At 50.0% G+C, this 22318-nt stretch carries 17 protein-coding genes; 10 read left to right on the forward strand and 7 right to left on the reverse strand.

Annotation, left to right across the window (positions count from 1 at the left end; genetic code table 11):
* Window positions 1-5 precede the first annotated feature (5 nt).
* The 3 genes from glgC to glgP all read left to right on the forward strand — a co-directional run bounded on the left by glgC (window position 6) and on the right by glgP (window position 5338).
* Window positions 6-1283, forward strand: coding sequence for a glucose-1-phosphate adenylyltransferase (gene glgC / locus DRI82_RS08090; protein ID WP_114192996.1), 1278 nt, complete (start codon window positions 6-8; stop codon window positions 1281-1283).
* Between the two features lie 151 nt (window positions 1284-1434).
* Entirely contained in the window at window positions 1435-2868 is a 1434-nt protein-coding gene (gene glgA, locus DRI82_RS08095; RefSeq protein WP_114192997.1) for a glycogen synthase GlgA, read from the forward strand.
* A gap of 22 nt (window positions 2869-2890) precedes the next feature.
* The gene (glgP, locus tag DRI82_RS08100; protein ID WP_114192998.1) at window positions 2891-5338 is read left to right on the forward strand and encodes a glycogen phosphorylase; all 2448 of its coding nucleotides are present in this window, start codon (window positions 2891-2893) and stop codon (window positions 5336-5338) included.
* Between the two features lie 68 nt (window positions 5339-5406).
* Here the strand turns inward: glgP and glpD are convergent, their stop codons facing one another.
* Entirely contained in the window at window positions 5407-6918 is a 1512-nt protein-coding gene (glpD, locus tag DRI82_RS08105) for a glycerol-3-phosphate dehydrogenase (RefSeq protein ID WP_114192999.1), read from the reverse strand.
* Window positions 6919-7999: 1081 nt separating this feature from the next.
* Here glpD and DRI82_RS23805 point away from each other — a divergent pair.
* Window positions 8000-8173: a hypothetical protein gene (locus DRI82_RS23805; RefSeq protein ID WP_157968031.1), complete on the forward strand. Its 174-nt coding sequence runs from the start codon at window positions 8000-8002 to the stop codon at window positions 8171-8173.
* Between the two features lie 132 nt (window positions 8174-8305).
* On the opposite strand, the gene DRI82_RS08110 is transcribed toward DRI82_RS23805, so the two are convergent.
* The 5 genes from DRI82_RS08110 to ulaG all read right to left on the reverse strand — a co-directional run bounded on the left by DRI82_RS08110 (window position 8306) and on the right by ulaG (window position 12597).
* Window positions 8306-9064: a DeoR/GlpR family transcriptional regulator gene (locus tag DRI82_RS08110; RefSeq protein ID WP_114193000.1), complete on the reverse strand. Its 759-nt coding sequence runs from the start codon at window positions 9062-9064 to the stop codon at window positions 8306-8308.
* A gap of 48 nt (window positions 9065-9112) precedes the next feature.
* A complete protein-coding gene (glpG, locus tag DRI82_RS08115) occupies window positions 9113-9943 on the reverse strand; it encodes a rhomboid family intramembrane serine protease GlpG (protein ID WP_114193001.1) in 831 nt (276 codons plus the stop codon).
* A gap of 264 nt (window positions 9944-10207) precedes the next feature.
* The gene (gene glpE, locus DRI82_RS08120) at window positions 10208-10537 is read right to left on the reverse strand and encodes a thiosulfate sulfurtransferase GlpE (protein WP_114193002.1); all 330 of its coding nucleotides are present in this window, start codon (window positions 10535-10537) and stop codon (window positions 10208-10210) included.
* 112 nt (window positions 10538-10649) lie between these two features.
* Window positions 10650-11405 carry an HTH-type transcriptional regulator UlaR gene (gene ulaR, locus DRI82_RS08125; RefSeq protein WP_114193003.1) on the reverse strand — a complete coding sequence of 252 codons (756 nt, stop codon included), beginning with the start codon at window positions 11403-11405 and terminating at the stop codon, window positions 10650-10652.
* A 127-nt stretch (window positions 11406-11532) separates the two neighbouring features.
* Window positions 11533-12597 (reverse strand): L-ascorbate 6-phosphate lactonase, encoded by a 1065-nt coding sequence (gene ulaG / locus DRI82_RS08130; RefSeq protein ID WP_114193004.1) that lies wholly within the window; start codon window positions 12595-12597, stop codon window positions 11533-11535.
* Window positions 12598-13011: 414 nt separating this feature from the next.
* On the opposite strand from ulaG, the gene ulaA reads away from it, so the two are divergent.
* The 6 genes from ulaA to DRI82_RS08160 are packed head-to-tail and all read left to right on the forward strand — an operon-like array spanning window position 13012 to window position 17455.
* On the forward strand, window positions 13012-14412 hold the full coding sequence (gene ulaA / locus DRI82_RS08135) for a PTS ascorbate-specific subunit IIBC (protein WP_114193005.1): 1401 nt from the start codon (window positions 13012-13014) through the stop codon (window positions 14410-14412).
* A gap of 14 nt (window positions 14413-14426) precedes the next feature.
* Window positions 14427-14735, forward strand: coding sequence for a PTS ascorbate transporter subunit IIB (gene ulaB, locus DRI82_RS08140; protein WP_114193006.1), 309 nt, complete (start codon window positions 14427-14429; stop codon window positions 14733-14735).
* 8 nt (window positions 14736-14743) lie between these two features.
* Window positions 14744-15226 carry a PTS ascorbate transporter subunit IIA gene (gene ulaC / locus DRI82_RS08145; protein WP_114193007.1) on the forward strand — a complete coding sequence of 161 codons (483 nt, stop codon included), beginning with the start codon at window positions 14744-14746 and terminating at the stop codon, window positions 15224-15226.
* 12 nt (window positions 15227-15238) lie between these two features.
* Entirely contained in the window at window positions 15239-15895 is a 657-nt protein-coding gene (locus tag DRI82_RS08150; protein ID WP_114193008.1) for a 3-keto-L-gulonate-6-phosphate decarboxylase UlaD, read from the forward strand.
* Between the two features lie 10 nt (window positions 15896-15905).
* A complete protein-coding gene (locus DRI82_RS08155) occupies window positions 15906-16766 on the forward strand; it encodes an L-ribulose-5-phosphate 3-epimerase (RefSeq protein ID WP_114193009.1) in 861 nt (286 codons plus the stop codon).
* On the forward strand, window positions 16766-17455 hold the full coding sequence (locus DRI82_RS08160) for an L-ribulose-5-phosphate 4-epimerase (RefSeq protein WP_114193010.1): 690 nt from the start codon (window positions 16766-16768) through the stop codon (window positions 17453-17455). The genes DRI82_RS08155 and DRI82_RS08160 overlap by 1 nt, the downstream gene beginning before the upstream one ends.
* 1617 nt (window positions 17456-19072) lie before the next feature.
* Here the strand turns inward: DRI82_RS08160 and malT are convergent.
* Window positions 19073-21787, reverse strand: coding sequence for an HTH-type transcriptional regulator MalT (gene malT, locus DRI82_RS08165; RefSeq protein WP_114193011.1), 2715 nt, complete (start codon window positions 21785-21787; stop codon window positions 19073-19075).
* Window positions 21788-22318 lie beyond the last annotated feature (531 nt).

Raw genomic sequence — 22318 nt, forward strand, 5'->3', positions numbered from 1 at the left:
CGTTCATGGTGAGTTATGAGAATAGAGATACCCTGATGTTAGCCAGGCAGTTGCCCACTGATTCCGTCGCGCTCATTTTGGCTGGTGGCAGGGGTTCACGCCTGAAAGATCTGACATCAACACGGGCAAAACCGGCTGTGCATTTTGGCGGTAAGTTTCGCATCATCGATTTTGCCTTATCCAACTGCATGAATTCGGGTATTCGCCGGATTGGTGTAATTACGCAATATCATTCACATACGTTAGTGCAGCACATTCAGCGCGGCTGGTCGTTCCTGAATGAAGAAATGAACGAGTTTGTCGATCTGTTACCTGCGCAACAGCGTTTAAGTACTGAACATTGGTACAAAGGGACCGCAGATGCGGTCTATCAGAACCTCGATATTATCCGGCGCTACGGTGCCAAATATGTTGTGATATTGGCTGGTGATCATATATACAAAATGGATTACTCGCGCATGCTGCTCGATCACGTTGAGAAGGGCGGGGAGTGCACGGTCGCGTGCCTGCCGGTACCACTCAGCGAAGCGAGTGAATTCGGTGTCATGGAAGTGTCCGATGAGCATCAGGTTCTCAAGTTTTTAGAGAAGCCAGAAAATCCGCCAGCCATGCCGGGCCATCCTGATATGGCGTTAGCGAGCATGGGGATCTACATTTTTAATGCGGACTATCTTTTCAAACTTCTCGAAGAAGATATGTCTATCGCCGAATCTACCCATGACTTCGGCAAGGATTTGATTCCGAAAATTACGGAGCAAGGCAAAGCCTGGGCACACCCGTTCACGATTTCTTGTGTGACGTCAGATGCCAAGCGCACACCTTACTGGCGCGATGTCGGTACGCTGGATGCCTACTGGCGAGCCAACCTTGATCTTGCGTCAGTGACGCCAGAACTTGACATGTACGATCGTGCCTGGCCGATTCGAACCCATATGGAGCCGCTACCACCGGCAAAATTTGTTCAGGATCGATCAGGAAGCCATGGAATGACCATGAACTCACTGGTTTCCGGTGGATGTATTGTTTCCGGATCCGTGGTGGTGCACTCGGTGTTATTTCCACGGGTGCGGATAAATTCATTCTGTACCATCGATTCGACCGTATTGCTGCCTGACGTCAATGTGGGCCGCTCTTGTCGTTTACGGCGCTGCATTATCGATCGGGCATGCCATATCCCTGAAGGGATGGTGATCGGCGAAAACGCGGAAGAAGACAGCAAGCGTTTTTATCGTTCTGAAGGCGGTGTTGTACTGGTCACGCGCGAGATGCTGGCCAAGCTTTAATACTAATACTGCGCACTATGCGTATTGCGCATGAAAAGGGTAATGGCGGGGATCTGAGCAATGGAAAATGATGCAAGGATCACCCGTTTTCTCACCAATGTGTGTTTTGTCCGGTATCTGTGAGAACCGGAACCGACAATCAGGAGCGATGATGCAGGTTTTACATGTGTGTTCTGAGCTGTTTCCACTGTTAAAAACCGGAGGGCTGGCAGATGTTGCTGGTGCGCTGCCAGCAGCTCAAATCGCGGAAGGTGCAGATGCCCGGATATTAATTCCGGGTTTCCCCGATATCTACAAAGGTATTCCAGAAACGGAATTGGTCAGGACGGTCGATACCTTTGCTGGAACCGTAGGTGTGCGTTACGGGCATTATAAAGGTGTGGGCGTCTACATCATAGATGCACCCTGGCTGTACGATCGCCCGGGTAGCCCTTATCACGATCAGTTTTTAAATGCTTATGTGGATAACCACATCAGGTTTGCCCTGCTGGGTTGGATCGCGGCGGAGATGGCAAGCGGCCTGGACAGTTACTGGCGACCGGACGTGGTGCATGCACATGACTGGCATGCCGGTTTGGCTTGCCCCTATATTGCCGCGCGTGGACACCCCGCAAAAACCGTGTTCACCATCCATAATCTGGCGTTTCAGGGGCTTTATTACGGCCATCATCTGCATGAGTTGTATTTGCCGGATGCTTATTTCCAGATGCATGGACTGGAGTTTCACGGGCAGATCTCCTTCCTCAAGGCGGGTCTCTTTTACGCTGACCATATCACTACGGTCAGCCCTACCTATGCGCGCGAAATTACTGAGCCTGCATTCGGTTATGGGATGGAGAGCCTGTTGCAGCAACGCGAGCGGGAAGGGCGCCTGACGGGTATTCTGAATGGCGTTGATGATGCAATCTGGAATCCGCATGACGATATTCTGCTTTCGGCACGCTACAGCGCGGAAGATCTGAAAGCCAAGGTAATTAATAAATCGTATTTACAGCGGGTTATGGGATTGGACGTTGATGAGTCTGTCCCGGTGTTTTCAGTTGTGAGTCGCCTCACCAATCAGAAAGGGCTGGATCTGGTTCTTGATGCATTGCCACAACTGTTGGAATTAGGCGGACAACTTGCCATTCTGGGTGCAGGAGATGCAAACTTACAGCAGGCTTTCCTGGCTGCAGCTGCGCAATATCCTGGCCAGGTTGGCGTTCAGATTGGTTATCATGAGGCATTCTCCCACCGGATTATTGGTGGTGCAGATGTGATTATGGTTCCAAGCCGTTTCGAGCCCTGCGGACTGACGCAACTGTATGGGTTGAAATATGGCACGTTACCACTGGTACGGCGAACTGGGGGGTTGGCAGATACAGTTGTTGACTGTGCGCTGGAGAATCTTGCCGACGGTACGGCCAGTGGGTTTGTTTTTGAGGACAGTACGGCGAGTGCGTTAGGGAATGCCATTCGCCGTGCCATGGTGCTGTGGAGCAGGCCTAAACATTGGCGACATGTCCAGCGTCACGCCATGAGCGTTGATTTTGGCTGGCAGAGAGCCGCTGAGGCGTATCTGTCGTTATATCAACGCCTGTTGTAATCATATTCTTGGGGAATGCCAAATGAGTTCACCATTTAACTACACCTCACCGACAGTTAGTGTTGAAGCACTTAAACACTCTATCGCCTATAAATTGATGTTTATGGTTGGCAAGGATCCATCCATAGCAAATAAACACGACTGGCTGAATGCCACACTGTTTGCAGTTCGCGATCGTATGGTCGAACGTTGGCTACGCTCCAACCGCGCACAGCTTTCGCAAGATGTCAGACAGGTTTATTACCTTTCCATGGAGTTCCTGATCGGCCGGACCTTATCCAACGCCCTGTTATCCATTGGTATTTATGAGGATATTGAGCAGGCGCTGAATGAGATGGGCCTGGAACTGAAAGACTTGATCGAAGAAGAAAACGATCCAGGACTGGGCAATGGTGGGTTGGGGCGTCTGGCGGCATGTTTTCTGGATTCATTGGCAACGCTGGCATTGCCGGGACGTGGCTACGGTATCCGTTATGAATACGGGATGTTCAGCCAAAAAATTGTAGATGGTCAGCAAGCCGAATCACCGGACAACTGGCTGGATTATGGCAATGCGTGGGAATTCCCGCGCCATAATACTCGCTACAAGGTGCGTTTTGGCGGACGGATTCAGCATGAAGGGGCAAAAACCCGCTGGGTCGAAACCGAAGAGATTCTGGCGTGTGCCTACGATCAGGTCATTCCGGGTTTTGATACTGACGCGACCAATACGCTGCGGCTTTGGGGAGCTCAGGCCAGTAATGAAATCAATCTGGGTAAATTCAATCAAGGCGATTACTTTGCTGCGGTGGAAGACAAAAACCACTCTGAGAACGTATCGCGCGTACTTTACCCTGATGATTCAACCTATTCGGGACGGGAATTACGACTGCGCCAGGAATATTTCCTCGTGTCGGCGACCGTACAGGACATTCTCAACCGTCATTTCCTGACCCATCAGACCTTCGATAATCTGGCCGATAAGATCGCGATACATCTTAATGACACCCATCCGGTATTGTCGATTCCAGAATTGATGCGTCTGTTGATTGATGAACATAAATTCAGTTGGGAAGCGGCCTGGAAAGTAGTGACTCAGGTCTTCTCTTACACCAACCATACATTGATGACGGAAGCGCTTGAGACCTGGCCGGTAGATATGATCGGTAAGATCCTGCCACGCCATCTGCAAATCATTTTTGAAATCAATGATTTCTTCCTGAAAGAAGTGAAGGAAAAAGTGCCTGACGACAGAGAATTACTGGCGCGGGTATCAATCATTGATGAAAACCATGGGCGCAAGATTCGTATGGCATGGTTGGCCGTTATTGCCAGCCACAAGGTCAATGGAGTTTCAGCGCTGCACTCAGAATTGATGGTGCAGTCACTGTTTGCCGATTTCGCCCGCCTATATCCCGAGCGTTTCTGTAACAAAACCAATGGCGTGACGCCGCGTCGTTGGTTGGGCGTCGCTAACCGGCCTTTGTCCAAAGTTCTCGATGACACTATCGGGCAGACCTGGCGGACCGATCTTGAGCAGCTTTCTGAGCTCAAGCAGAACAAGGATTACCCGAGTTTTCTGCATGATCTGCAAAAAGCCAAGCTGGAGAACAAGAGGAATCTGGCTCAATACGTTGCCCAGCATTTGAATATTGTGATTAATCCGGCGTCGCTGTTTGATGTGCAGATTAAGCGTATTCACGAATACAAGCGTCAGTTGCTGAATGTGTTGCATGTGATCACCCGCTATAACCGGATTCTGGCCGAGCCTGAATCTGATTGGGTACCACGCACCGTGATTTTTGCCGGTAAAGCGGCATCGGCGTACTACACCGCCAAGCAGATTATTCGCTTGATCAACGATGTCGCGAAAGTGATCAACAACGATCCGCGTGCGCATGAAAAACTGAAAGTGGTATTTATTCCAAACTACAGCGTCAGTCTGGCGCAGATGATCATTCCGGCAGCCGATCTTTCTGAACAGATCTCTCTGGCGGGTACTGAGGCATCTGGCACCAGTAACATGAAATTTGCCCTGAATGGGGCACTGACCATCGGTACGCTGGACGGTGCGAACATCGAAATGCTTGAGCACGTCGGTGAAGAGAATATTTTCATTTTCGGTAACACGACTGAGCAGGTCGAGGAACTGCGGCGTGGTGGGTACAATCCGCGTACCTATTATGAGCAAGATAGTGAACTGCATCAGGTGCTGACGCAACTCGGCACTGGGGTATTCAGTCCTGAAGAGCCTAAGCGTTACAGCAATCTGTTTGATTCACTGGTCAACCTGGGCGATCACTATCAATTGCTGGCAGATTATCGCAGCTATGTTGATACACAGGATAAAGTTGATGAGTTATATCAACAGCCTGAGGAGTGGACGCGTCGGGCGTTGCTGAATATTGCCAACATGGGATATTTCTCGTCGGATCGCACGATCCAGGAATACGCCGATGAAATTTGGAATATTAAGCCGGTAAAACTGTAGTTCTTTAAAGAGCCTCCTCCATAGCGGGGGAGGCTCTATTCCTTCATGCTCCCAAGACGGCACTTTTCTCAGGAAGCCAACGACAATATTTTCTTGTTTTTCACATGTTCGGCCAGCCAATCTGCAACGCGCAACTGCTGCGTTTCATTCAGCCACATACCTAATTTGGTCCGACGCCAGATCGCGTCATCCAACTCCCTGACCCACTCTTTTTCGACCAGATAACGCAGTTCGGCTTCATAAAAATCGTGGCCAAAGTTTTCACCCAAATCGCCCAGACTTTGTGCGTCAGCCAGGATCAATTCACTGTGACTACCGTACGTGTGGGTGTAGCGGCGCGCCAGTGACTCGGGTAACCATGAACGACTACGACGAAGTTTTGCCGCATAACTGCTGCGATCATCGCCGATATCGCCGCCGGGCAACAAACCGTTTTTAGTCCACGCAGGACCGGCTGTCGGATAGTATTTAGACAGTTTCTCCATCGCGTGCTCAGCCAGCTTACGATAGGTCGTCAGTTTACCCCCGAAGATGGAGAGCAGAGGCGCGGCACCTTGCTGATCGGCGATATCCAGCGTGTAGTCACGGGTTACAGCCTGTGGTGAGTCTGATTCGTCGTCACACAGTGGGCGCACACCGGAATAGGTCCAGACGATGTCATCACGGCTCAACTGTTTGTTGAAGTGGTTGTTGTAGACTTTCAACAGGTAGCTGATTTCTTTGTCATCAATCTTCACGTCTTTAGGATCGCCGTGATATTCAACATCGGTAGTGCCAATAATTGAGAATTCATCCAACCAGGGGATGACGAACACGATACGGTTATCTTCATTCTGCAAGATGTATGACTGCGGCTGATTATGCGCTTTGGGAACCACGATGTGGCTACCTTTGATCAGGCGGATACCGTATGGCGATTTGAGTTTCAGGCCATCATCAAAGAATTGTTTCACCCAGGGACCGGTGGCATTCACCAACCCTTTGGCGCGCCAGGTGTAGGTTTTGCCATTCGAGACATCTTCTGCTTCGACCATCCACAGACCATTTTCGCGCCATGCACGGGTGACTTTGGTCCGGGTGCGAACTTCACCGCCACGTTCAACCACTTCCTGAGCATTCAGGACCACCAGACGGGCATCGTCTACCCAGCAATCAGAATATTCGAAACCGCGCACCAATCCAGGTTTGAGCACCGAGTCTGGACCAAAACGCAAGCCTTTACTGGCTGGCAGGCTGGTGCGTTTACCCAGGTGATCGTACAGGAACAGACCCATCCGGATCATCCACGCCGGGCGTAGATGCGGCTGGTGGGGTAAGCGAAAGCGCATAGGGAAAGCGATATGAGGTGCCAGTTTGAGCAGTACCTCACGCTCTGCCAGTGCTTCACTCACCAGACGGAATTCATAGTGCTCCAGGTAGCGCAGGCCACCGTGAATCAGTTTTGAACTGGCTGAAGAGGTAGCGCAGGCCAAATCTTGCGCTTCCAGTAGCAGTACAGAGAGCCCGCGCCCGGCTGCATCCGCAGCGATACCGGCACCGTTAATGCCGCCACCGATTACGATCAAGTCTTTGGTTTCCACGTCATCTTCCTCCAGATGTTCGAAACAGCTCTATTATGTTCGTTTTCGCTCATTATTGTAATCAAAAACCAACAAATAAGCCAAGGGTTAACCAAATAAAAACATTTATGTGTGATAGAGGAAACATTTTGGGGGGCGAGAGCGCGCCCCGGGCGCTATTGGGGGAGGGGAGCCCGGAAATGGGCTTGGATTTTTTTTGCCAATCTGGCGATTGGGGGCGATTTCATAGCGCAGGTATTGGTTGAGATGAGATTTGTTTTCGACTTGAGGCTTAGACGCGAGCGTTGAAAGAAGGCTTTGGTTGGAGGCTTTGGCTATGTTGTTGATATTTAATAATGACTCGGAGTAAGTTTCGGTTGATATACGTCTATTTTTCTACTTGAACCTTGCTGCCTCAACCGCCATAGGGGACCTAGCCGTCCCCTATGAACCCGGGCTTTTCCGCGGCATTTCTCGCCGGCTGCGCCGGTCCCTTCGCTCATCACTCCGGCGGACGGGTCGGCTTTAGCCCACATCCATATGGGCGGACGCCTCTCACCGCCATCGTGGCGGTTCGCCCCTGCCTTCATTCCGCCCTCAGCAATTTATGATGCTCGGGGGAAAGTCAACGTCAAAATGAACTTTGTATTTCAATGTCTGTTAACGTCAAAAGATAGCTTTGCTGGTTAGATGCTTAGGCTATGATTTTGTTCTTTTAGTGTGAAGATCGGCATCTAAGCAAGGGGTGAAGCGCACCCCTTGCATCCACGCTTTCCGCAGCATAAATTGCCCGCGTTGCGGGTGCCCTCGGTTGTCATTCCGGCGGACGGGTCGGCTTTAGGCTACAGTCCCTGTAGCCGGACGCCTTTCGCCGCCATCCATGGCGGCTCATCCCTGCCTCCATTCCGCCCTCAGCAATTTATGATGCTCAGGGGACGGTCAAAAGACAAAAACAAAAGAAATAGAGAAATAAAAACAAAATTAAAACCTCAGGATTTTATCAATTAATCATCATCTTTTTATCTGTTGATGTTTCAGTTGACCTTCCCAGAGCGTTATGACTCGCTGAGCGAAGAACGCAGGCAGGGGCGAACCGCCATGGATGGCGGTGAGAGGCGTCCGCCGCCAGGGACTGGTGGCTAAAGCCGACCCGTCCGCCGGAGTGATGAGTGAAGGTATCGGCGCAGCCGACGAGTCGTGTAGCGAAAAAGCCCGGGTTCAAAGGGCCGCGGCGACTGGCGGCCCTTTGTCGGTTGAGGCGAAAACGTTAAAGTAGAATAGCGATCGTAAGCCAACCGAAACCTGCTCCGAACTAGCTTTTAAAACAACCAACCAACCAACCAACCAACCAGTCCGGCATCTCATGCCGCAAACCAACACCCATAGCGCCAAACAGGCGCCACCAGCACTAACACAACTCCAATTGAACTTCATGTTGCTCAATAATCTTCATCACGCTGGGTGGCGGCATTTGATCGGTAAAAAGATAATCAATCAAATTCATATTCCCCAGATTAACCATCGCATTCCGTCCAAACTTCGAATGATCAGTCACTAGCATAACGCAGCGGGAGTTCTCAATGATCGCCCGTTTGGTGCGAACCTCATGGTAGTCAAACTCCAGAAGCGAGCCATCCATGTCGATGCCGCTAATCCCTAAAATACCAAAATCGAGGCGGAACTGGGAGATGAAGTCCAATGTGGCTTCACCCATAATCCCACCGTCACGCGTACGAACCTCTCCGCCAGCCAAAATCAGACGGAAGTCCTCTTTTGCGGTCAAGAGCGTTGCGACATTCAGATTATTGGTTACCACGCGCAGGTTCTTATGATTGAGTAGCGCGTGGGCAACAGCTTCGGGGGTCGTGCCAATATCAATGAACAACGTTGCGCCGTCAGGAATCTGGCTGGCTACCCGTTGTGCAATCCGCGCTTTCTCTTCCGACCACATCACCTTGCGATCGTGATACGCCGCATTGGTTGAGCTTGAAGGCAGTGCCGCACCGCCGTGATGGCGCTGAATTTTATTTCGATCGGCCAAGTCATTGAGATCGCGACGAATGGTCTGTGGACTAACGGCAAAATGCTCAACCAACTCTTCCGTGCTGACGTAACCCTGCAGGCGTACCAGCTCAATAATTGCGTCATGTCGCTGTGTTTGCTTCAAGATAATCCCCTAATACGCCAGCGTAAGGCGTTGGTTAACAATAACTCATTATTTTAGAGTACGCGTAATCCGTGTATCGATAAACGCCATCAGTAAGCCAATGATTAAACCTACAACATGCGCGGCATTGGCGATCGATAAACCAAAAATATCGAAATATCCGCCAACCAGCCATAGAATTGAGAAGATCATTAATCCCCGAGGAAGATTCAGTCCCCGCTGGGGAGCCAATTCACCCATCAGCCAGACATACCCCATCAAGGCGTAGACGACGCCCGATAATCCACCGAAGTATACACCGCTGAATATCGACTGCCCGTAACCGCTCAATAGCGCTGAAATCAAGGTAATTGTCAGTAATTTACCCGTTCCGAGGCGTTTTTCAAGGGGACCGCCAAGGTACCACCACCACATTAGATTAAACAGAATATGCAGCATGGAGAAGTGCAGGAGTGCATGACTGAACCAGCGCCATACCTGGAAATATTGGCTGCTGTTCGGCCACGCCAACCACACCATAACATTGTCATCACCTATGATTTGCATCAGCACATAGATAACAATACACAACACCATCACTGACAGCGTCAACGGGCCTGCCTGACTGCGGATTCGCTGGAGATAGGAATAGCGTTGATAAGTAATAGTGCTATCAGTTTTACCCGCTTGCCAACTGGCTTCCTGATAGCGGGGATGCAAAGGATCTTGCAGAAATAACTCAAGTTGCTGTTCGACATCAGTCAGGTGTGAATCGTCAGCAAGCCATAACTCGGCATCATGACCAATTCTCTGCATCTCAACGGTGATCCCACGGGTTGCCATAAAGTCGACAAAAGCCTGAGCCAGCCGTGGATTGGACAACGCAATTACTCGAACCATATTTTTCGATGACCGCTTAATGTGTTGGTTTGTAATATGTTCCTGAAAAAATCATAACCAGGAAAATGGGATGATGTCTCGATTATAACCTGCACTCTGATTGCTGTATGCCCTGATAATGCGCGAATATGCCAGCGATTGCAGCAATGAATAAATTGTCGGAGTTAAGAATGAAAGAGGAGAGTAACACGATGATATGCGTAAGAAAAATTACGCAGGGTAGAGAGGTAAACCCTGCATTCGACTCGGTGGGATAAGAGGTGATTATTTTTTGACGGGCTCCAGGTTTAGGGGAAATTCGCGTGCCCAGGCCTCAAAGCCGCCATCAATACTGTATACAGCTTCAAAACCCTGATTTAATAGGTATTGTGCCGCACCGCGACTGCTAATGCCGTGGTAACACATCACCATCACCGGGGTTTCTAAGTCAGTGCGCTGCATGAACGTTTGCATACTGTCATTGGTTAAATGAAATGCACCAGACGCATGGGACGCCTCAAAACTTTGTGGATCGCGAATATCAACCAATACCGCATTGCCCTGTTGCAAGCGGTTGAACGCCTGCTCAACGTTGATTGCTTCAAACTGTTCCATGCTGCTCATTGCCTCATCAATTATGACAGTAACGACTCTTCGGGTCATTAAGACCCGGGCAACAATAGGGAATAGGAGAAAAGTCTTCGTAAACGCTGCTCGAATATAGACGTTAAACCAGAATCACTTCCACGCCTTGCTGTCGTAATTGCTCAACAATCGCCGCGTCCGCTTCCTCACCCGTAATAACGACATCGATTTGCTCGGTACGGCTAAAGAGCATCCCGGCGCGCTGCCCGACCTTGCTACTGTCGACTAAAACTGCCAGTTTACCGACATAATTCAACATCTTCTGCTCGGCCATGGCAGTCAGCATGTCGGTTTTATATAAACCGTCAATTGTCAGCCCCTTGCCACTGGTAAACATCCAATGGCCCGCATAGAGACTGGCATCACCATCCTGCGGAGCGAGAGTAATTGACTGGCTCTTGTTGTACTGCCCCCCCATGATTACGACGCTGTCATGTTCCTTCTCGATCAGATAGTTTGCCAAAGGCAGGTAATTGGTAATGACCTGGATGTCTTTGCCTGCCATCTCACGCCCCAACAAAAATGCCGTTGATCCGCAGTTAATGACTACGCTTTCACCCGGTTGACAGAGTTGTGCTGCTGCATTGGCGATACGCATTTTTTCATTCAAATGCTGCGTCTGGTGAATGTTCAGCGGAGTCCAGGCCGGTCGCTGGGAACTGATCGCCTCTGCCCCGTTGCGCACTTTACGCAGTTTCCCCAATTCATTCAGTTTATTGATATCCCTTCGGGCTGTTGCCGGGGAAATATCGAAACTCCCGATGACATCGGCGACGGAGATTTGTCCCTGACGCTGGAGCAACTCAAGAATGGCATTATGTCGTTGTGATTCTGTCATGGAGACTCCGCGGAGGGTAATGATTACCGCGTGATTATAGGCGAGCGGTTATGCAATTAAAATCATCATTTCGGATCGAGCCCGAGATTGGCTGCGCAGAAGATGCCTGCGCAGCCCGTTACGCGGTTCAGAGGAATGATTTGAAAGGCAAATCGGGTTCGGTTGTAAAGCAATCATCGAAACCACGCGGGTAGTGATACTCGAAGTTATCTTTGTCTTGTGGCCAGGTGAATTTGCCCCCAACTTGCCAGATAAAGGGTTTGAACCCGTATTTCAGACGGTTTTTCTTCATTTCCCACAGGACACGGATTTCTTGCGGATCGGCCTGGAAGTTTGACCAGATATCATGGTGGAAAGGAATAACGACTTTGGCATTCAACGATTCTGCCATCCGCAAAATATCCGCACTGGTCATTTTATCGGTGATGCCGCGCGGGTTCTCACCATACGACCCCAGCGCAACGTCAATTTGATGATCATTTCCATGCTTGGCAAAGTAGTTGGAGTAATGGGAGTCACCGCTGTGATACAGGCTGCCGCCCGGGGTTTTGAACAGGTAATTCACCGCGCGAAGATCCATTCCATCAGGTAGAACGCCCGCTGCAGTTTGATCGGCTGGAAGGGTGATCAGCGCCGTGCGATCAAATGCATCAAGCACTTGAATTTCCGTATCTTTTATTTTTACTACATCGCCAGGTTTTACCACGATACAGCGTTCAGCAGGGACGCCCCAACCGATCCACAGGTTGACACAGGTTTGCGGCCCTATAAATGGGACATCATCGCTACAATTCTGCATCACCGCCGCAGCGACATTGACGTCAATGTGATCGTTATGATCGTGCGTCGCGAGGACAGCATCGATGTTTTTAATCGCAAAAGGGTCAAGGACAAAGGGGGTTGTGCGCAGATTGGGTTGCAATTTTTTTACGCCAGCCATACGTTGCATCTGATGGCCTTGCTTCATCAGCGGGCTCTCATGATTTTGCTTACCGACGCCGCACCAAAAATCCACACACAAATTGGCATGACCCTGCGACTTTAGCCAAATCCCGGTGCATCCAAGCCACCACATGGCAAAACTCCCGGCAGCAACCTGCTCTTGTTCAATCTCTTCATTCAGCCAACTTCCCCATTCGGGAAAAGTACTCAGGATCCAGGATTCACGGGTGATGCTCTTCACTTTACTCATTTTAAGGCCCTCTGGCAGAAATTCGATGATATGAATAAATCATAAATTATCATAACAAGATCATTTATGATTTTATGGTGAGAAATTAGCATCGAAAAAATTTATGATCAACGTAATTTTGCGCGGAGTATCGCAGTGAAATACCGTTTTCTGATGATTAACTGCAAAGTGAAAAAAACGAGATAAATTCAGAAAAATAATTAACTAATTGATATTATTAATATTTAATGTGAATTTTCTTTCATGGAATGAATGAGTGACAGATAACTTGCGAGGCCGCTCACATATAATCACAAAAGATCTTTTAGTGATTTAACGTGAGCGTTAGAGTGATTTAATTCTTACATTCTTGATGCATTACCCTTTGGCGGCAATGCATCAAGAACGGTTAAGCCAAAAGCCACGGAGAGCGTTATGCAAACCCTCTATACCATTTTTACTGTTTTCTTTAACCAGGTGATGACCAATGCCCCTTTACTGCTGGGTATTGTGACCATGATTGGTTATTTACTACTCAGGAAAAGTGCCACGGTCATTATCAAAGGCACGTTAAAGACCATTATCGGTTTCATGCTTTTGCAGGCTGGGTCTGGGATCCTGACCAGCACATTCAAGCCAGTCGTTGCCAAACTCTCTGAGGTTTACGGGATTAATGGCGCAATATCAGACACCTATGCATCGATGATGGCAACCATAGAGCGCATGGGTGATGCGTACAGTTGGGTGGGATATGCCGTACTGATCGCATTGGCGCTGAACATTCTCTATGTATTGCTGCGGCGTATCACGGGCATCCGTACCATCATGCTCACGGGGCATATCATGTTCCAGCAGGCGGGGTTGATCGCCGTATTTTTCTTCATCATGGGCTACCCCATGTGGACGACGATTATCTGTACTTCAGTTCTGGTTTCCCTGTATTGGGGAATTACCTCAAACATGATGTACAAACCGACGCAGGAAGTGACGGATGGCTGTGGTTTCTCAATTGGGCACCAGCAGCAGTTTGCATCATGGCTCGCCTATAAGCTTGCACCCTATCTGGGCAAGAAAGAAGAGAGCGTGGAGGATCTCAAGCTCCCTGGCTGGCTGAATATTTTCCATGACAACATTGTTTCCACCGCGATCGTAATGACGCTGTTCTTTGGCATCATTCTTTGCTCATTCGGGCTGGATACGCTGCAAGCGATGGCGGGGAAAACCCACTGGACCATCTATATTCTGCAAACTGGCCTGATGTTCTCTGTGGCGATTTTTATCATCGTTCAGGGCGTGCGCATGTTTGTCGCTGAACTGACCGAAGCATTCAACGGCATCTCCCAACGACTGATCCCCGGCGCGGTGTTAGCCATCGATTGTGCCGCCATTTATAGCTTTGCACCCAATGCAGTGGTCTGGGGTTTTATGTGGGGCACTATCGGGCAATTGATTGCCGTTGGGATTCTGCTCGGTGTGGGTTCTTCCATCATGATCATCCCTGGTTTTATCCCGATGTTTTTCTCCAACGCCACGATTGGCGTGTTCGCCAACCATTTCGGCGGCTGGCGTGCGGCAATGAAGATTTGTCTGGTGATGGGGATGATCGAAATTTTTGGCTGCGTCTGGGCAATCAAGCTGACAGGGCTGAGCGCGTGGATGGGAATGGCCGATTGGTCAATTCTCGCCCCACCTATGATGCAGGGTTTCAGCACTGGCCTGTGGTTTATGGGCGTCATTATTGCTATTGCGTTGATATATATGTTTTTTGCGGGACGCACACTGCGTGCCGAAGAAGACGCTGAAAAAGAACAATTATCTGAATCTGCTTCAAATTAACCGGAGAGAAAATCATGACAGTAAGAATTCTGGCGGTCTGTGGGTGTGGGCAAGGCAGTTCAATGATCATGAAAATGAAGGTTGGGCAGTTTCTTACCCAGCAGAATGTTGACCATACGATGAACAGCTGCGCGGTAGGTGAGTACAAGTCTGAACTGAGCGGCGCGGATGTGATTATTGCCTCAACGCATATTGCCGATGAGATCACCGTCAGCGGCAACAAATATGTCGTTGGGGTCCGCAATATGCTTTCCGCCGCCGACTTCGGTCCCAAATTGATGGAAGTCATCAGCGCTCACTTTCCTGGCGATCTCAAAAAATAGGGGGAGAAATGAAACTACGAGATTCCCTCGCAGAAAATAACTCCATTCGTTTACAGGCGGAGGCAGAAACCTGGCAGGAAGCGGTAAAAATTGGGGTTGATCTCCTGGTTGCCGCAGACGTGGTGGAGCCGAAATATTATCAGGCCATTCTGGCGGGTGTAGAGCGATTCGGTCCCTATTTTGTTATTGCACCGGGTCTGGCCATGCCGCATGGCAGACCGGAAGAGGGCGTAAAGAAAACCGGTTTTGCGCTGGTCACGCTGAAAACTCCGCTGGTGTTCAATCATGAGGAGAATGATCCCGTCGATATCCTGATAACGCTGGCGGCCATTGATGCCAATACGCATAACGAGGTCGGCATTATGCAGGTCGTCAATTTGTTTGAGGATGAGGCCAACTTTGACCGTTTACGAGCCTGCCAAACTCAGCAGGACGTTCTGGATTTAATCGATCGCACCACTGCGGCGGCTCTCGCTGCGACAGAAGAATAAAAGGAACCCGCAATGTCACATAACTTACCGATGCTGCAAGTCGCTCTCGACAACCAGACAATGGACGACGCTTACAAGACGACTCGTTTGATTGCCAGTGAAGTCGATATTATCGAAGTGGGTACCATTCTTTGTGTTGGCGAAGGGGTGCGTGCGGTACGCGATCTCAAGGCATTGTATCCAGAGAAAATTGTCTTGGCTGATGCCAAAATCGCCGACGCTGGCAAGATACTTTCGCGTATGTGTTTTGAGGCAAACGCTGATTGGGTCACAGTAATTTGTTGTGCAGATATCAATACCACCAAAGGCGCACTCGAGGTCGCAAAAGAATTCAATGGTGATGTACAGATAGAACTCACCGGATATTGGACTTGGGAGCAAGCCCAAGAGTGGCGCGGGGCGGGCATCCAGCAAGTTGTTTATCACCGCAGTCGTGATGCGCAGGCCGCCGGGGTCGCCTGGGGTGAAACAGACATCAGCGCGATTAAACGTCTCTCCGGTATGGGTTTTAAAGTCACGGTGACGGGCGGATTGGCACTGGATGATTTACCGCTCTTCAAGGGCATTCCCATTCACGTATTTATCGCTGGGCGCAGTATTCGTGATGCCACCGATCCCGTGGCCGCAGCGAGACAGTTTAAACACTCTATCCGCCAGTTATGGGGCTAAGGGAATCGCTATGCAACAGAACGCTGTTCCCCTTGGAATTTATGAGAAAGCCCTGCCTCCCGGCGATGATTGGCTGGCGCGATTGCAGCTTGCGGGTGAACTGGGTTTTGATTTTGTCGAAATGTCCGTGGATGAAACCGATGACCGCTTATCACGACTCGACTGGAGTCGCGAGCAACGGCTGACCTTGGTGGCTGCAATCTCGCAGAGTGGGGTTCGCATTCCCTCCATGTGCCTAAGCGCCCATCGGCGTTTTCCTCTGGGGTCGGAAGATGATGAAACACGCGATCGCGGATTGCTGATTATGCACAAAGCGATCCGGTTTGCGCAGGATGTCGGCATTCGGGTCATACAACTGGCGGGTTATGATGTTTATTATCAACAGGCTAACGATAATACCCGCGAGCGTTTCCGTGCTGGCCTGCAGCAGGCGGTTGAGATGGCCAGCCGTGCCCAGGTTACGTTGGCTATGGAGATTATGGATTATCCACTGATGAATTCGATCAGTAAGGCGTTGGGATATGCGCACTATCTGAATAACCCGTGGTTTCAGCTCTACCCTGATATTGGCAACCTGTCAGCCTGGGATAACGATGTACAGATGGAGCTCTCTTCTGGCGCGGGTCATATTGTGGCAGTACATGTCAAAGATACTCAGCCAGGTATTTTCAAAAACGTTCCCTTTGGTAGCGGCGTAGTAGATTTTGAGCGCTGTTTTACCACCCTGCGTGAAAGCGGTTATCGTGGCCCTTATTTGATTGAGATGTGGAGTGAATCTGCGCCCGATCCCACATTGGCAGTCAGGGAGGCGCGGAGTTGGGTCGCAGCCCGTATGCGCAATGCCGGGCTTTTAGTGGAGGAGGTTGCCTGATGGAGCAACTTAAGCAGCAAGTCTATTTGGCGAATATGGCATTGCCGCGTTTCGGGTTGGTGACATTCACCTGGGGCAATGTGAGTGGCATTGATCGCCATCGTGGATTGATGGTGATTAAGCCAAGTGGCGTAGCCTATGAGGATATGCAGCCAGACGATATGGTCGTGGTTGATATGAGCGAGAAAACGGTCGAAGGTCGCTATCGTCCTTCTTCGGATACGGCTACTCATCTTGAACTCTATCGGCATTACCCGGAGCTGGGTGGGATTGTGCATACACATTCAACGCATGCGACCGCATGGGCGCAGGCTGGGTTGCCTATTCCCGCCATGGGGACAACACATGCTGATTATTTTCATGGAAATATTCGCTGTACGCGACCGCTGGCCCGTGGAGAGATTGAAGGAGAATACGAGCATGAGACCGGTGCTGTTATCGTAGAAACGATCGGGAGCGATAATCCCTTGCACAATCCGGGTGTGGTGGTTCATCAGCACGGTCCATTTGCCTGGGGAAGAACGCCAGACGACGCGGTACATAACGCGGTGGTGATGGAAGAAGTCGCTCGTATGGCATGGATTGCTCTGGCGATTAATCCCGCAGCCCGTGAGATCAACCCGGACTTACTGGAGAAGCATTTTACGCGTAAGCACGGTGCAGGTGCGTATTATGGGCAGGTGGCGTAGGCAAACGCCAGTCGCGATTTGGTGAGCGGGGCGGGTGCGCCCCGGCACTTTTTTAAAGCTTTTGGTTAAGGATGTTTTCTTGCCTGATTGGTGGGTTGTTTAAAAACAGGTTCGGAGCAGGTTTCGGTTGATATACGTCTATTTTTCACCTTGAAGCGTAGATGCGAACGTTAGTTAAAAGATAGCTTTGTTGGTTAGATGCCTACGCTATGATTTTGTTCTGTTAGTGTGAAGATCGGCATCTAAGCAGGGCCGTAAGCGCGGCCCTGCACCGCGCTTTTCCGCGGCATTCTTCGCCGGCTGCGCCGGTCCCTTCGCTCATCTCTCCGGCGGACGGGTCGGCTTTAGCCCACATCCATGTGGGCGGACGCCTCGAACCGCCATCCTGGCGGTTCGCCCCTGCCTGCGTTCTTCGCTCAGCGAGTCATGACGCTCTGTGAAAGTCAAAGGAAACAGAAACGTCAAAAAAATAAGACAACAAATGAGTTGATAATTTCTGTATGAAATCTTGATATTTTAATGTTGGTTTTATTTCTATATTTCTTTTGTCTTTGTCTTTGTCTTTCCCCCGAGCATCATAAATTGCTGAGGGCGGAATGGAGGCAGGGATGAGCCGCCAGGACGGCGGCGAAAGGCGTCCGGCTACAGGGACTGTAGCCTAAAGCCGACCCGTCCGCCGGAATGACAACCGAAGGGACCCGCAACGCGGGCAATTTATGCTGCGGAAAAGCGCGGTGCAGGGCCGCGCTTACGGCCCTGCTTGGAGGCCAGCTTCACAGCAGAAGAAAGAAAACCAAGCCAAAGCCTCCAACCAACAAAGCTATCTTTTGACGTTCACAGACATTGAAATACAAAGTTCATTTTGACGTTGACCTTCCCCCGAGCATCATGAATTGCTGAGGGCGGAATGCAGGCAGGGATGAGCCGCCAGGACGGCGGCGAAAGGCGTCCGGCTACAGGGACTGTAGCCTAAAGCCGGCCCGTCCGCCGGAATGACAACCGAGGGAACCCGCAACGCGGGCAATTTATGCTGCGGAAAAGCGCGGATGCAAGGGGTGCGCTTCACCCCTTGCTTAGATGCCGATCTTCACACTAAAAGAATAAAACCATAGCATAGGCATCTAACCAGCAAAGCTATCTTTTGACGTTCACAGACATTGAAATACAAAGTTCATTTTGACGTTGACCTTCCCTGAGCATCATAAATTGCTGAGGGCGGAATGGAGGCAGGGATGAGCCGCCAGGACGGCGGCGAAAGGCGTCCGGCTACAGGGACTGTAGCCTAAAGCCGACCCGTCCGCCGGAATGACAACCGAAGGCACCCGCAACGCGGGCAATTTATGCTGCGGAAAGCGTGGATGCAAGGGGTGCGCTTCACCCCTTGCTTAGATGCCGATCTTCACACTAAAAGAACAAAACCATAGCGTAAGCATCTAACCAGCAAAACTATCTTTTGACCTTCACGCAAACCAATCTGATATCAACCGAAACTTGCTCCGAGCCTGTTTTAAAACAACCAATAAAGCCACTTCTGATCCCCACCTATACCCTAACTCGCTAAGAGTAAAACACCCGCGATAGCGACATCCAAAAACCTTTGCAATCAAAAACAAAACCTTATGCACTATACCCCATCATCTGCATTAACTTCTGCGCCTGTTGCACGGCTTCCTGCCGGTGTGTAACACCTAATTTCTGATATAAATTACGGATATGCGTTTTGATGGTTGTGGCTGCAACGTCAAGTTCGCTGGCAATCTGGTCGTTGCTGTAACCCGAGTAGATCAGCCCCAAAACCTGCCATTCGCGCTGGGTTAATGGGCTGGTTCGAATTAATTCAGGGACTTGGGGGTGAGTCAGCAATTTATCGACAAAACTCTCGTCGAAGTGGGCAAATTTATGGCGGTGATGCTGGTTAACATCGCGCAAAATACGCTGTGCCCGATGCTGATCCAACTCATGAAGTGCATTCAGTTGGATCAATTGGCGCAACTGCTGGGCCATCGCTTCACCTTCAATGACGAAATGACTGATGAAACCCGTGCGGTTCGCCAGCGACAACGCTTCAATCAGGGCTTTCTGCGCCTCAACTTTCCTCTCGGTTTGCCAGTAGAGTAAATTGCTCAGCAACAAATTCCGATTCAGATCGCTGTACAACCTAAAGCGTCGGGCATTTTCATTCAACTCATCCAACACCACTTCGGCTTCGCTGTATTGGCCCAGCAAAATTTGTGCACGTGCGATATTGCGCCACTGGCCCTGTAGAAAATGATTATCCGCCATTCCCGGTTTTTCGGTATGGCGCAACCAATTGGCGGCTGCCGCTTTATCGCCAGTCATCTGCCAGTAAATAACCCGCGCTTTATCTGCGTTAGTCAGCCAGTCACGATGGTAGGAACCACTGTGGAGCAACGATTCGCAACGCTGCATATGGCGATTGGCATTGTCTAAATCCCCTCGCGCCAATGAGCATTTCGCGAGCATTGCCAGACATTGCAACTGATACTGCGGTTGATAGTTGGCAAGAACTTCCAACCCTTTCTTCGCGGCATCTTCCGCTTCGTCAAGTCGTGACCAGGACCAAAGCAGTTGCGAGCGCAAGCGGAGCAAAAACTCATGCATTGGCAACTGCTCGAGGTGCTGCTCCTGGACTAACTCGAACGCCTTATCCTGCGTCTCGTAAGCGGCTTGCAGAAAGCCTTGGGCGATCAGGATTTCGCTCTGTTGCAGTAAGGCCCATAAAGCGTAGTGATAGGATTCGTGGCGGCGCGCCATCTGCTCGGTCTGTTGCATCATGGGCAGCGCCCGCGCCAGTTCACCTTTACAGTGGTGAACTTCGCCGGTAACCGATGTGGCAACAATACGGCTGAAATAACTGGAAAGTGGCAGATATTTCAGCGCATCGGTCGCCAGTCTTTCTGCTTCGTCTGGCTTCCCGGCGGTAATGGCAACTTGCGCCCTTAAGGCATCAAATTCAGCCGACAACGTTTTATCAATGGTTAATTGCTGAGCGCGCATAGCCTGCTCAGCACGATCAAGTTGGGTATTAACTTCCGCATACCGGTGCTGGCTTTGCGCCAGCCAGGCCTGCAAAAGTGCCAGTTTAGGATTCTGTACCAGTCGCGGGTAAGGTAATGCATTCAAGCACTCTTCCAGCAAGGCCAGTTCACTGTGGTTGAACAAAGCCCAGGCGTGCTGCAATAAAATGTCACGCAGCATTTCGACATCGCCCGCAGCCAGTGCGTGGTGAATGGCCTCTGCTGGATAACCCAGCGCCAGCCAACCTTCCGAGGCGGATCGGTGAATGGCCGGGAGCTCAATTGCCAGCTCCCACTGGCAGCGTTGACGCAAAAAAGAAGCAAAGAGAGGATGGAAGCAGAACCATTCACCCGTGTCATCCATCCGATGGATAAATAGCCCCTGACGCTCAAGTTCTTCCAGGCGCTGCTGACCATTGTCTTCACCGGTCAGACGGACGATCAACGCATCATTCATGGAACGCAGAACAGAACAGCGCAACAGGAATTGCCGGGAAGCCGGATCCACGCGATCGAGAACTTCATCGACAAGATAATCGCTCAGATGGCTGGCGTTCAGGCCGGAAAGACGTTTGGCGGATTGCTGTGCGCAAGAGGTCGATTGGCGGGCGGACAAGGCAATAAGCTGCAATGCAGTTGCCCAGCCTTCAACTTCATCACACAGTCTGCTGCTGTCGCCTTGCTCAAGTGGCGAAGCGAGGCGGCAATCAAAAAATTGTTTGGCTTCCTGATGAGTAAATGCCAATTGGCGCATGCTCAATTCCAGCAATTGATCGCGCACACGCAGATTCGCAATACCCAGCGGTGGCAGGGTTCGGGACAACAGAATCAAGGTCAGATTTTCAGGCTGATGGCGCAAAAAAAAGCGCATTGCCTCATGAATGCTGTCATTGGTAATCAAATGATAGTCATCAATGACCAGATAAAGCGGCCGATGCCATTCTGATAATTCGACGAACAGTTGTGCGAAGAGTGCAGACATCGTCGCATATTGATGTTTCTGGCTCAGAGCTTCACTTTTACTGCAATGCCCGCCAGTGGCTTGCTGGATAGCAGCCACCAGATAACTGATAAAACGCTCAGGTTGGTTATCACTTTCATCCAATGAATACCAACCCAAATCGGATTGACCAGCGGCCCACTGTGCAACGAGGGTCGTTTTACCGTAGCCCGCAGGGCAATTTACCAGCGTCAAACGATAGTTAGCGGCGCTCGATAGTTTGCTCAGCAATCGATCGCGAATCACAGTATTTTGAAGCCGTACAGGACGGCTCAGTTTTGATGGGATCAGCATACTCTTCCCTTACAGACCGTCTTTACCTCAACAGCATGACCAGAGTGTCTGCAGTCGAATATAGACATCAATTATTTCACGGCTCGTAATTAATCAGTACTGCTAAGGTCTGACAACCTCAACCTTATTGCAATAAGGTTAGCGTTTGCCATTACAGTTAGTTGCAGTAGATCACATTTTCCATTTTTTTCATCAATACATACAGAAAAAATTAGGGTTAATCGTGTTTTTAAGAACCTTCCCTTGTTGGAACGCTTTATGGTTATGGCCGTTTACTGTGGCGTGTAAGGCTGTAGCGTAATGATATTGGGGTTTTAGGAAATATTCACGGAGGCAATATATGTGTCGTGAATTTGATTTAAAAAACGATGGTTTTTCAGGATGCTATTTATATAGCAAATAAGAAGTCATTTAAATATTGTTTTATGTTCTCTCTGTTATTATATTTACATATCCTGACTCATTTTAATATTGTTTATATCTACATGATTACTCTATGAATGATCATTTTGTTTGTGACACGTTTCTAAT

This window comes from Edaphovirga cremea, from assembly GCF_003332275.1.
Lineage (GTDB): Bacteria > Pseudomonadota > Gammaproteobacteria > Enterobacterales > Enterobacteriaceae > Edaphovirga > Edaphovirga cremea.

Coding starts and splice junctions, on each gene's coding strand:
- ulaG (WP_114193004.1), bottom strand. CDS start 12,597: ATGAGTAAAGTGAAGAGCATCACCCGTGAATCCTGGATCCTGAGTACT.
- glgP (WP_114192998.1), top strand. CDS start 2,891: ATGAGTTCACCATTTAACTACACCTCACCGACAGTTAGTGTTGAAGCA.
- glpG (WP_114193001.1), bottom strand. CDS start 9,943: ATGGTTCGAGTAATTGCGTTGTCCAATCCACGGCTGGCTCAGGCTTTT.
- ulaR (WP_114193003.1), bottom strand. CDS start 11,405: ATGACAGAATCACAACGACATAATGCCATTCTTGAGTTGCTCCAGCGT.
- glgC (WP_114192996.1), top strand. CDS start 6: ATGGTGAGTTATGAGAATAGAGATACCCTGATGTTAGCCAGGCAGTTG.
- DRI82_RS23805 (WP_157968031.1), top strand. CDS start 8,000: ATGGCGGTGAGAGGCGTCCGCCGCCAGGGACTGGTGGCTAAAGCCGAC.
- DRI82_RS08160 (WP_114193010.1), top strand. CDS start 16,766: ATGGAGCAACTTAAGCAGCAAGTCTATTTGGCGAATATGGCATTGCCG.
- DRI82_RS08155 (WP_114193009.1), top strand. CDS start 15,906: ATGCAACAGAACGCTGTTCCCCTTGGAATTTATGAGAAAGCCCTGCCT.
- ulaB (WP_114193006.1), top strand. CDS start 14,427: ATGACAGTAAGAATTCTGGCGGTCTGTGGGTGTGGGCAAGGCAGTTCA.
- malT (WP_114193011.1), bottom strand. CDS start 21,787: ATGCTGATCCCATCAAAACTGAGCCGTCCTGTACGGCTTCAAAATACT.
- ulaC (WP_114193007.1), top strand. CDS start 14,744: ATGAAACTACGAGATTCCCTCGCAGAAAATAACTCCATTCGTTTACAG.
- ulaA (WP_114193005.1), top strand. CDS start 13,012: ATGCAAACCCTCTATACCATTTTTACTGTTTTCTTTAACCAGGTGATG.
- DRI82_RS08150 (WP_114193008.1), top strand. CDS start 15,239: ATGTCACATAACTTACCGATGCTGCAAGTCGCTCTCGACAACCAGACA.
- glgA (WP_114192997.1), top strand. CDS start 1,435: ATGCAGGTTTTACATGTGTGTTCTGAGCTGTTTCCACTGTTAAAAACC.
- glpE (WP_114193002.1), bottom strand. CDS start 10,537: ATGGAACAGTTTGAAGCAATCAACGTTGAGCAGGCGTTCAACCGCTTG.